At 62.3% G+C, this 9,501-nt stretch carries 15 protein-coding genes; 14 read left to right on the forward strand and 1 reads right to left on the reverse strand.

All coding sequences use genetic code 11. From position 1 onward, the window contains the following. Positions 1–224, reverse strand: a 224-nt coding sequence (locus tag AB3X43_RS08030; RefSeq protein WP_369429331.1) for a magnesium chelatase domain-containing protein, incomplete at its 3' end; no start/stop codon positions are given. A gap of 265 nt (positions 225–489) precedes the next feature. Here AB3X43_RS08030 and AB3X43_RS08035 point away from each other — a divergent pair. The 14 genes from AB3X43_RS08035 to secY all read left to right on the forward strand — a co-directional run. After that, the gene (locus AB3X43_RS08035; RefSeq protein ID WP_179633193.1) at positions 490–828 is read left to right on the forward strand and encodes a P-II family nitrogen regulator; all 339 of its coding nucleotides are present in this window, start codon (positions 490–492) and stop codon (positions 826–828) included. 31 nt (positions 829–859) lie between these two features. Next, complete coding sequence (gene amt, locus AB3X43_RS08040; RefSeq protein ID WP_369429332.1) at positions 860–2,647, forward strand: ammonium transporter; 1,788 nt, start codon at positions 860–862, stop codon at positions 2,645–2,647. Between the two features lie 127 nt (positions 2,648–2,774). Beyond that, positions 2,775–4,070, forward strand: a complete 1,296-nt coding sequence (gshA, locus tag AB3X43_RS08045) for a glutamate--cysteine ligase (protein WP_369429333.1) — start codon at positions 2,775–2,777, stop codon at positions 4,068–4,070. Between the two features lie 232 nt (positions 4,071–4,302). Then, positions 4,303–4,671: a 50S ribosomal protein L14 gene (gene rplN, locus AB3X43_RS08050; protein WP_173805738.1), complete on the forward strand. Its 369-nt coding sequence runs from the start codon at positions 4,303–4,305 to the stop codon at positions 4,669–4,671. A 21-nt stretch (positions 4,672–4,692) separates the two neighbouring features. Beyond that, positions 4,693–5,010, forward strand: a complete 318-nt coding sequence (gene rplX, locus AB3X43_RS08055; RefSeq protein ID WP_179633191.1) for a 50S ribosomal protein L24 — start codon at positions 4,693–4,695, stop codon at positions 5,008–5,010. A 14-nt stretch (positions 5,011–5,024) separates the two neighbouring features. Further along, positions 5,025–5,582, forward strand: a complete 558-nt coding sequence (rplE, locus tag AB3X43_RS08060) for a 50S ribosomal protein L5 (RefSeq protein WP_179633190.1) — start codon at positions 5,025–5,027, stop codon at positions 5,580–5,582. A 7-nt stretch (positions 5,583–5,589) separates the two neighbouring features. Then, positions 5,590–5,895: a 30S ribosomal protein S14 gene (gene rpsN, locus AB3X43_RS08065; RefSeq protein WP_179633189.1), complete on the forward strand. Its 306-nt coding sequence runs from the start codon at positions 5,590–5,592 to the stop codon at positions 5,893–5,895. Between the two features lie 32 nt (positions 5,896–5,927). Then, positions 5,928–6,323, forward strand: coding sequence for a 30S ribosomal protein S8 (gene rpsH / locus AB3X43_RS08070; protein WP_179633188.1), 396 nt, complete (start codon positions 5,928–5,930; stop codon positions 6,321–6,323). A gap of 16 nt (positions 6,324–6,339) precedes the next feature. Continuing rightward, a complete protein-coding gene (gene rplF, locus AB3X43_RS08075; protein ID WP_369429336.1) occupies positions 6,340–6,873 on the forward strand; it encodes a 50S ribosomal protein L6 in 534 nt (177 codons plus the stop codon). 11 nt (positions 6,874–6,884) lie between these two features. Continuing rightward, the gene (gene rplR, locus AB3X43_RS08080; protein WP_310460636.1) at positions 6,885–7,250 is read left to right on the forward strand and encodes a 50S ribosomal protein L18; all 366 of its coding nucleotides are present in this window, start codon (positions 6,885–6,887) and stop codon (positions 7,248–7,250) included. Positions 7,251–7,280: 30 nt separating this feature from the next. After that, on the forward strand, positions 7,281–7,799 hold the full coding sequence (rpsE, locus tag AB3X43_RS08085) for a 30S ribosomal protein S5 (protein WP_179633185.1): 519 nt from the start codon (positions 7,281–7,283) through the stop codon (positions 7,797–7,799). 17 nt (positions 7,800–7,816) lie between these two features. Continuing rightward, positions 7,817–8,008, forward strand: coding sequence for a 50S ribosomal protein L30 (gene rpmD, locus AB3X43_RS08090; protein ID WP_179633184.1), 192 nt, complete (start codon positions 7,817–7,819; stop codon positions 8,006–8,008). A 2-nt stretch (positions 8,009–8,010) separates the two neighbouring features. Continuing rightward, complete coding sequence (gene rplO / locus AB3X43_RS08095) at positions 8,011–8,445, forward strand: 50S ribosomal protein L15 (protein WP_369429334.1); 435 nt, start codon at positions 8,011–8,013, stop codon at positions 8,443–8,445. Between the two features lie 14 nt (positions 8,446–8,459). Continuing rightward, positions 8,460–9,501: preprotein translocase subunit SecY (secY, locus tag AB3X43_RS08100; RefSeq protein WP_369429335.1), on the forward strand; the 1,042-nt coding region annotated here is incomplete at its 3' end.

Below are 9,501 nucleotides of genomic sequence, written 5' to 3' on the forward strand. Positions count from 1 at the left end.
AGATCCGCCGGCGCGAGGTTCACGGTGATGCGCTTGTTGTGGGGGAACTCCAGCCCGCTGTTGTGCAGCGCGGCGCGCACCCGTTCGCGCGATTCCTTGACTTCGGTGTCGGCCAGACCGACCAAGGTGAAGCTGGGCAGACCATTGGCGAGATGGACCTCGACGGTCACCGCAGGGGCTTGCAGGCCGAGCAGGGCGCGGCTGTGGACGATCGCGAGTGACATGGTGGTGCGTGGTCCGGATCGGAACGGTGCGGTGGCAGATCGGCTCTGGCGCATTCTGCGCAGGTCCGCACAGTTCGGAACTCACCCTGATGGGGGAGATGCACCAGTGCTGTGCATTCGCAGGACGCCAAACTGGTGCATGGCGGGTCGTGTGCGCCATGGAGTGGCCGTCACGGGATGTTTCAAGTGGTGGCACGAAAGATGCAGAAGTTCGCCGGTATTTCTTCCAACACCAGTCAATCAGTCAGAGCAACCAGGAGCTGCCATGAAGATGGTCACTGCCATCATCAAGCCTTTCAAGCTTGATGAGGTTCGAGAAGCCCTCAGCAACATCGGCGTGCAGGGCATCACCGTCACCGAGGTCAAGGGGTTCGGGCGCCAGAAGGGCCACACCGAGCTGTACCGTGGCGCCGAGTACGTCGTCGACTTTCTGCCCAAGGTCAAGGTCGAGGCCGCGGTGGATGACGCGGTCGTGGACCGTGTGATCGAGGCGATCGAAGGCGCTGCCCGCACCGGCAAGATCGGTGACGGCAAGATTTTCGTGACGTCGCTGGAGCAGGTGCTGCGCATCCGCACGGGCGAAACCGGCAAGGACGCCCTGTGAGCGTCCGCCACAGGAACGAGGAGAACACCAAATGAAGAAGCTGATCGCGTGGTTCGCCGCGCTGTTGACGGTTGTGGGCATGCTGGGCTTCGCGCCCGCAGCGCTGGCCGCTGATTTTCCGGACGCGAAGGTGCTGTTCGAGTCCGGCAAGGCGGATGTGCCTGCGGATGCCGCGGCCTCCGTGAAGGCCGTGGCCGATTTCCTGGGTGCCAATGCGGGTGCCAAGGTGCAGCTGTCCGGGTTCGCTGACAACTCCGGTTCGCTGGACGTCAACAAGGAACTGGCCAAGCAGCGTGCGCTCGCCGTGCGCGAGGCGCTGAAGGCCGCCGGCGTCGACGAGGCCCGCGTCGTGCTGCAGAAGCCCGAGGACATCACCGCGGGTGAGGGCGAGGCGGCCCGCCGCGTCGAGATCACGCTGGCCAAGGTGGTGGCGGCCGCGTCGGCGGAAGCTGCGTCCGCGCCCGCAGAGGCGGCGTCGGCCCCCAAGATCGACAAGGGTGATTCGGCCTGGATGATGCTGTCCACGCTGCTGGTCATCCTGATGACGGTGCCGGGTCTGGCGCTGTTCTACGGTGGCCTGGTGCGCTCGAAGAACATGCTGTCCATCCTGATGCAGGTGATGGTCACGTTCTCGCTGATCGTCGTGCTGTGGTTCGTCTACGGCTACAGCCTGGCGTTCACCGAAGGCAACGCGTTCATCGGTGGCTTCGACCGCCTGTTCATGAAGGGCATCTGGGACAACGTCGCCGGCACCTTCTCGCCTGCCGCCACGTTCAGCAAGGGTGTCTACATCCACGAGATCGTGTTCGCTGCCTTCCAGGCGACGTTCGCCGGCATCACCTGCTGCCTGATCGTCGGCGCCTTCGCCGAGCGCATCAAGTTCTCGGCTGTGCTGATGTTCATGGTGCTGTGGTTCACCTTCAGCTATGCGCCGGTTGCGCACATGGTCTGGTTCTGGATGGGCCCGGACGCCTACGCCAACAAGGACGTCGTGGACGCGATGAACGCCAAGGCCGGCCTGCTCTGGCAGTGGGGGGCGCTGGACTTCGCTGGCGGCACCGTGGTGCACATCAACGCTGCCGTCGCAGGCCTGGTGGGTTCCTACATGGTCGGCAAGCGCATCGGCTACGGCCGCGAAGCCTTCACGCCGCACTCGCTGACGCTGACGATGGTCGGTGCCTCGCTGCTGTGGGTGGGCTGGTTCGGTTTCAACGCCGGCTCGGCGCTGGAAGCCAACGGCTTCGCCGCGCTGGCCTTCATCAACACCTTCCTGGCGACCGCTGCCGCGGTCCTGGCCTGGTCGATGGGTGAAGCGCTCATGAAGGGCAAGGCCTCGATGCTGGGTGCGGCTTCTGGTGCCGTGGCCGGTCTGGTGGCCATCACCCCGGCCGCCGGCAACGTCGGCATCCTGGGTGCCGTGATCATCGGTGTCCTCGCTGGCTTCGTCTGCCTGTGGGGCGTGCATGGCCTCAAGCGTCTCCTCAAGGCCGACGACACGCTGGACGTGTTCGGCGTGCACGGTGTCGGCGGCATCCTGGGTGCCCTGCTGACTGGCGTGTTCAACTCGCCGAACCTGGGTGGCCCGAGCACCGTGGCCGACTGGGTCACGGTGGGCATGACCGCTCCGGACGCCTATTCGATCGCGGCGCAGGTCCTGATCCAGGCCAAGGCCGTGGGTCTGACCGTCGTGTGGTCGGCGGTGGTGTCGGTGATCGCCTACAAGATCGTGGATCTGGTGATCGGCCTGCGTGTGCCGGAAGACGACGAGCGCGAAGGTCTGGACATCACCTCGCACGGCGAAACCGCCTACGCCAAGTGATCGTTTCCTGCTGATCGCCCTTCAAGGGGCCGCCTTCGGGCGGCCCCTTTTGTTTTGCCGCCGCACCCGCATCTGAAGACCTTCCTAGAATGTCCCTCATTCCCCTTCACCGCGCAGGTCGCCCACCATGGTTCCCCATCTCGTCACCGCACTGACCGGCCCGATCAACGAGCTAGAAGCCCGCATCCTCGATTCCATGCCGGCCATCGAGCGCTGGTTTCGCCTGGAGTGGATGGAGCACACGCCGCCGTTCTACACCTCGGTCGATGTGCGCAATGCCGGCTTCAAGCTGGCGCCGGTCGACACCAATCTGTTTCCGGGTGGCTGGAACAACCTGACACCCGAGATGCTGCCGCTGGCGGTTCAGGCGGCCATGGCGGCGATCGAGAAGATCTGTCCGGAGGCCAAGAACCTGCTGCTGATTCCCGAGAAGCACACCCGCAACACGTTCTACATGACCAATGTGGTCCGCCTGGTGCAGATCTTCACGCAGGCGGGGCTGAACGTGCGGCTGGGCTCGCTCGATCCGGAGGTGAAGGAGCCGACGACGTTCGAGCTGCCCGGTGGCGAGTCGCTCACGATGGAGCCGCTACTGCGCACCCAGCGGCGCCTGGGGCTGAAGAACTTCGACCCCTGCACCATCCTGCTCAACAACGACCTGTCGGCGGGCATTCCCTCGGTGCTGGAGAACCTGCACGAGCAGTACCTGCTGCCGCCACTGCATGCTGGCTGGGCCGTTCGCCGCAAGACCAACCACTTCCAGGCCTACGAGGAAGTGGCCAAGAAGTTCTCCAAGCTGATGGGCATGGATCCATGGCTGATCAACCCGATGTTCAGCCAGTGTGGCGAGGTGAACTTCGCCGAAGGGTCGGGCATCGAGTGTGTGCAGACCAATGTGGATGCGCTGCTGGGCAAGATCCGCCGCAAGTACAAGGAATACGGCATCAACGAGAAGCCGTTCGTGATCGTCAAGGCGGACAACGGCACCTACGGCATGGGCATCATGACGGTGCGCGACGCCAAGCAGCTCGACGAACTCAACCGCCGCACGCGCAACAAGATGAGCGTGATCAAGGACGGGCAGGAGGTCACCGAGGTGATCATCCAGGAGGGGGTACCGACCTATGAGCGCATGAACGACGCGGTGGCCGAGCCGGTGGTGTATATGCTGGATCGCTACGTCGTGGGTGGCTTCTACCGTGTGCATGCGGATCGTGGCATCGACGAGAACCTCAACTCGCCTGGCGCACAGTTCATCCCGTTGGCCTTTGCGGAAAGCAATCACCTGCCGCGTCAGGGTTCCAAGCCGGGTGCGAGCGCGCCGAATCGGTTCTACATGTACGGGGTGGTCGCGCGTCTGGCCATGCTGGCGGCCAGCTATGAACTGGAGGCGACCGATCCGGATGCCGAGGTCTACGACTGACGCGCCCTCCTGTGAATATTCGCGCTGGGGGAGTTGACATGATTTCCCCGGCCTGACATACTCTTAGGCTCTTCTGGCTTGCACGCGTGCCTAGCCGCATGTGGTGCAATCTGGCTCCGCCCCAAACGCAACCGCTTGGTGAGTTTTCACCCAGTCGTTGTGACGGGCCCAAGACTGACCGCGAGCGGTGGCCGAGTGGGGCTATCAGCGCGGGATAAGTTGGGGATTCGACATGATCCAAATGCAATCGCGACTCGACGTCGCGGACAACACCGGTGCGAAGTCCGTCATGTGCATCAAGGTGCTTGGCGGTTCTAAGCGTCGTTATGCCGGCATCGGCGACGTGATCAAGGTCAGCATCAAAGAAGCTGCACCGCGTGGTCGCGTTAAAAAGGGCGAGGTTTACAACGCCGTGGTCGTTCGTACGGCCAAGGGTGTTCGTCGTCAAGACGGTTCGCTCGTCAAGTTTGACGGCAATGCAGCTGTGCTGCTCAATGCCAAGTTGGAGCCGATCGGCACCCGCATCTTCGGCCCGGTGACGCGTGAACTGCGTACCGAGCGCTTCATGAAGATCGTGTCGCTGGCTCCGGAAGTGCTCTAAGCCGACTGCGAAGGACAGGCCATGAACAAGATTCGCAAAGGCGACGAGGTCATCGTGCTGACCGGTCGCGACAAGGGCAAGCGCGGTGCGATTTCGCTGCGCGTTGATGAAGACCACGTGGTGGTCGATGGCATCAACGTCGTGAAGAAGCATGTGCGTCCGAACCCGCTGAAGGGCACGACCGGCGGCATCGTCGACAAGACCATGCCGATTCACCAATCGAATGTGGCGATCTTCAACCCCGCGACCGGCAAGGCCGATCGCGTGGGCATCAAGCTCCTGGCTGACGGCAAGAAAGTGCGCGTCTTCAAGTCCAGTGGCGAAGAGATCAAAGCCTGAGGCGGGAATTCGAGATGGCTCAACAACAAGCTCAAGCTCGTCTGCAAGCGTTCTATCGCGAGAAGGTCGTTCCTGACCTGATGCAGAAATTCGGCTACACGTCGGTCATGGAAGTGCCGCGTTTCGAGAAGATCACCCTGAACATGGGTGTCTCCGAAGCGGTTTCCGACAAGAAGGTCATGGACCACGCCGTCGGTGACCTGACCAAGATCGCTGGCCAGAAGCCGGTTGTCACCAAGTCCCGCAAGGCCATCGCCGGTTTCAAGATCCGCGAAAACGTGCCCATCGGCTGCATGGTGACCCTGCGCGGTGTGCGCATGTTCGAATTCCTGGATCGCTTCGTGACGATCGCGCTGCCGCGCGTTCGTGACTTCCGCGGTATCTCGGGACGTTCGTTCGACGGTCGCGGCAACTACAACATCGGCGTCAAAGAACAGATCATCTTCCCCGAAATCGAATACGACAAGGTGGATGCTCTGCGTGGTCTGAACATCAGCATCACGACGACGGCCGGTACCGACGACGAGTGCAAGGCGCTGCTCACGGCCTTCCGTTTCCCGTTCAAGAACTGAGGCCCTCATGGCAAAAGTCTCTCTCATCCAGCGCGAAGAAAAGCGCGAGAAGCTGGTGGCCAAGTACGCCAAGAAGTACGCGGAACTGAAGGCCATCATCGACGACAGCAACAAGTCGGAAGAAGAGCGCTACATGGCGCGTCTGGCTCTGCAGAAGCTGCCCCGCAATGCCAATCCGACCCGTCTGCGTAGCCGCTGCGGGATCACCGGTCGTCCGCGCGGCACGTTCCGCAAGTTCGGTCTGGCGCGCAACAAGATTCGTGAACTGGCCTTCCGAGGCGACATCCCCGGTGTCGTCAAGGCGAGCTGGTAAGCCGGCCCCAGGGCACGAACAGGAGTTATTCCATGAGCATGAGTGATCCTATCGCCGACATGCTGACCCGCATCCGCAACGCGCAGATGGTCGAGAAGGCCAGCGTTGCGATGCCAGCGTCCAAGTTGAAGGCTGCCATTGCGCAAGTCCTCAAGGACGAGGGTTACATCGACGGTTTCGCAGTCAAGACGACGGACGGCAAGTCCGAACTCCAGATCGGTCTGAAGTACTACGCCGGCCGCCCGGTGATTGAGCGCATCGAGCGCGTCAGTCGCCCTGGTCTGCGCATCTACAAGGGCCGTCACGACATCCCCCAGGTCCAGAACGGCCTGGGTGTCGCCATCGTCACCACCCCCAAGGGTGTGATGACCGACCGCAAGGCGCGCGCTTCCGGTATCGGTGGCGAAGTCCTCTGCTACGTCGCCTAAGCAGGAGGAACGACAAATGTCCCGCGTTGGAAAAATGTCGATCACCGTCCCGCAAGGCGTGGACGTGTCGGTCACCGAAGACCAGATCAGCGTCAAGGGAGCCAAAGGCACCCTGGTGCGTCCGGTGCATCGCCTGGTCAAGGTGAGCAACGAATCTGGCAAGCTGTCCTTTGCACCGACCGATGATTCGGCCGCCGCCAATGCCATGTCCGGCACCGTGCGTGCGCTGGTCAACAACATGGTCAATGGTGTGAGCAAGGGTTTCGAGCGCAAGCTGAACCTGGTCGGTGTGGGCTTTCGTGCCCAGGCCACCGGTCAGAAGCTCAATCTGCAGATCGGGTTCTCGCACCCCGTGGTCAAGGACATGCCGGAAGGCATCAAGGTCGAGTGCCCCACTCAGACCGAAGTCCTGATCAAGGGCGCTGATCGCCAGGTCGTCGGCCAGCTGGCTGCAGAGGTTCGTGCCTTCCGTCCCCCCGAGCCTTACAAGGGCAAGGGCATCCGTTATTCGGATGAGAAGGTCACGATCAAAGAGACCAAGAAGAAGTAAGGAGCCGCACCATGTTGAACAAGAAAGAACAGCGCCTGCGCCGCTCCCGTCAGACCCGTGCCCGCATTGCATTGCAGGGCGCGGTCCGTCTGAGCGTCTTCCGCTCGAATCTGCACATCTACGCCAGCGTCATTTCCGGCGACGGCTCGAAGGTGCTCGCCAGCGCCTCGACCGCCGAGAAGGAAGTTCGCGAGCAGCTCGGCACCGCTGGCAAGGGCGGCAACGTCGATGCCGCGACGCTGATCGGCAAGCGCATCGCCGAGAAGGCCAAGGCTGCCGGCGTCGAGAAGGTGGCGTTCGATCGCTCTGGTTTCGCGTACCACGGCCGCATCAAGGCGCTGGCCGATGCAGCGCGCGAAGCCGGTCTGCAGTTCTGATCCGCCTCGCTCGAAACGAAGGAATACAAAATGGCTAAGTTTCAACCGAAGGTTGCTGACGAAGGTCGCGACGACGGCATGCGCGAGAAGATGATCCAGGTCAACCGCGTGACCAAGGTGGTCAAGGGCGGCCGGATCATGGCGTTCGCAGCCCTCACCGTGGTTGGCGATGGCGATGGTCGCATCGGCATGGGCAAGGGCAAGGCGCGTGAAGTGCCAGTGTCCGTCCAGAAGGCGATGGAATCGGCTCGCCGTGGCATGGTCAAGATCCCCCTGCGCAACGGCACGGTGCCGCACAACGCGACCGGTGAGCACGGTGCTGCCAAGGTCCTGCTGGCGCCCGCGCCGGCCGGTACCGGCATCATCGCTGGTGGTCCGATGCGCGCAGTGTTCGAAGTCATGGGCATCACCGACATCGTCGCGAAGAGCCTCGGATCCTCGAACCCGTACAACATGGTTCGCGCCACGTTCGACGCCCTGTCTCGCATGACGACCCCGTCCGCGGTGGCCGCCAAGCGTGGCAAGACGCTTGAAGAAATCTTCAACTGAGCGGGCTGGAGGACAACATGTCTGAGAACACCGACAAGAAGACCGTCAAGGTCAAGCTGGTCAAGAGCCCGATCGGCACCCGCGAATCGCACCGTGCCACGGTGCGTGGTCTGGGCCTGCGTGGCATGAACACCGAATCCGTGCTGGAAGACACCCCTGCGGTGCGCGGCATGATCAACAAGGTCTCGTACCTGGTGAAGGTGCTGTAATCATGGAACTCAATTCGATCAAGCCGGCCTCGGGTGCAAAGCACTCCAAGCGCCGCGTGGGTCGCGGCATCGGTTCCGGCCTGGGCAAGACCGCTGGTCGCGGTCACAAGGGTCAGAAATCGCGTGCCGGTGGCTACCACAAGGTGGGCTTCGAAGGCGGTCAGATGCCTCTGCAGCGTCGCCTGCCGAAGCGCGGCTTCAAGTCGCAGCTGCTGAAGTACAACGCTGAAGTCACCCTGTCGCAACTGCAGAACCTGGCTGTCGACGAAGTCGACGTGCTGGTGCTCAAGCAGGCAGGTCTGGTTGCTGACATGGTGAAGAACGTCAAGGTCATCAAGTCTGGCGAGCTGACCAAGAGGGTCGTGCTGAAGGGCGTGGCTGCGACCGCTGGTGCGCTGGTTGTCATCGAAGCCGCTGGCGGCTCGATCGCTGCCTGAGTCACAGGTCTTCCGTGGCAACGAACCCGACACAACTGGCCAAGAACGGCAAGTTCGGTGACCTGCGTCGCCGACTGGTGTTCTTGCTGCTGGCCTTGGTGGTTTACCGCATCGGTGCGCACATTCCTGTGCCCGGCATCAACCCTGACCAGCTCGCACAGCTGTTCAAGGGCCAGCAGGGCGGGATCCTGAACCTGTTCAACATGTTCTCGGGCGGTGCGCTGTCCCGCTTCACCGTCTTCGCGCTGGGAATCATGCCGTACATCTCGGCATCGATCATCGTGCAGCTCATGGGCTACGTGATCCCGACGCTGGAGTCGCTGAAGAAGGAAGGCGAAGCCGGTCGCCGCAAGATCACGCAGTACACCCGCTACGGTGCGCTGGGTCTGGCGCTGTTCCAGTCGATGGGCATTGCCCTGGCGCTGGAAGGGTCGGCCGGTCTGGTGATCGATCCGGGTCCGATGTTCCGCATCACGGCCATCGTCAGCCTCACCGCTGGCACGATGTTCCTGATGTGGCTGGGTGAGCAGATCACCGAACGTGGTCTGGGCAACGGCATCTCGATCCTGATTTTCTCGGGCATCGCAGCTGGTTTGCCTGGCTCGATCGGTGGGTTGGTGAACCTGATCAACACCGGCGCGATGAGTGTGATCGTGGCGTTGCTGATCGTGCTGATCGTGATTGCGGTGACATTCGTCGTCGTGTTCGTCGAACGGGCTCAACGCAAGATTCTGGTCAACTATGCCAAGCGGCAGGTTGGCAACAAGGTCTACGGTGGTCAATCGTCGCATCTGCCGTTGAAGGTCAACATGGCGGGCGTGATTCCGCCGATCTTCGCGTCGTCCATCATCCTGCTGCCGGCGACGGTCGTGGGCTGGTTCGCGACCGGTGAAAAGCTGCGCTGGTTGAAGGACATCTCGTCGGCCCTTTCGCCAGGGCAGCCGATCTATGTGTTGCTCTACGCCGCGATGATCGTGTTCTTCTGCTTCTTCTACACGGCGCTGGTGTTCAACAGCCGTGAGACCGCAGACAACCTGAAGAAGAGTGGTGCGTTCA

It is taken from the genome of Sphaerotilus sp. (genome assembly GCF_041083715.1).
In the GTDB taxonomy this organism is placed as follows: Bacteria; Pseudomonadota; Gammaproteobacteria; order Burkholderiales; family Burkholderiaceae_C; genus Sphaerotilus.

Bases quoted from the DNA above. Each gene is read 5' to 3' on its own strand.
- rpmD (WP_179633184.1), top strand. From the start codon at position 7,817: ATGTCTGAGAACACCGACAAGAAGACCGTCAAGGTCAAGCTGGTCAAG.
- rplN (WP_173805738.1), top strand. From the start codon at position 4,303: ATGATCCAAATGCAATCGCGACTCGACGTCGCGGACAACACCGGTGCG.
- gshA (WP_369429333.1), top strand. From the start codon at position 2,775: ATGGTTCCCCATCTCGTCACCGCACTGACCGGCCCGATCAACGAGCTA.
- AB3X43_RS08035 (WP_179633193.1), top strand. From the start codon at position 490: ATGAAGATGGTCACTGCCATCATCAAGCCTTTCAAGCTTGATGAGGTT.
- rpsN (WP_179633189.1), top strand. From the start codon at position 5,590: ATGGCAAAAGTCTCTCTCATCCAGCGCGAAGAAAAGCGCGAGAAGCTG.
- amt (WP_369429332.1), top strand. From the start codon at position 860: ATGAAGAAGCTGATCGCGTGGTTCGCCGCGCTGTTGACGGTTGTGGGC.
- rplF (WP_369429336.1), top strand. From the start codon at position 6,340: ATGTCCCGCGTTGGAAAAATGTCGATCACCGTCCCGCAAGGCGTGGAC.
- rplE (WP_179633190.1), top strand. From the start codon at position 5,025: ATGGCTCAACAACAAGCTCAAGCTCGTCTGCAAGCGTTCTATCGCGAG.
- rpsE (WP_179633185.1), top strand. From the start codon at position 7,281: ATGGCTAAGTTTCAACCGAAGGTTGCTGACGAAGGTCGCGACGACGGC.
- rpsH (WP_179633188.1), top strand. From the start codon at position 5,928: ATGAGCATGAGTGATCCTATCGCCGACATGCTGACCCGCATCCGCAAC.
- rplO (WP_369429334.1), top strand. From the start codon at position 8,011: ATGGAACTCAATTCGATCAAGCCGGCCTCGGGTGCAAAGCACTCCAAG.
- rplX (WP_179633191.1), top strand. From the start codon at position 4,693: ATGAACAAGATTCGCAAAGGCGACGAGGTCATCGTGCTGACCGGTCGC.
- rplR (WP_310460636.1), top strand. From the start codon at position 6,885: ATGTTGAACAAGAAAGAACAGCGCCTGCGCCGCTCCCGTCAGACCCGT.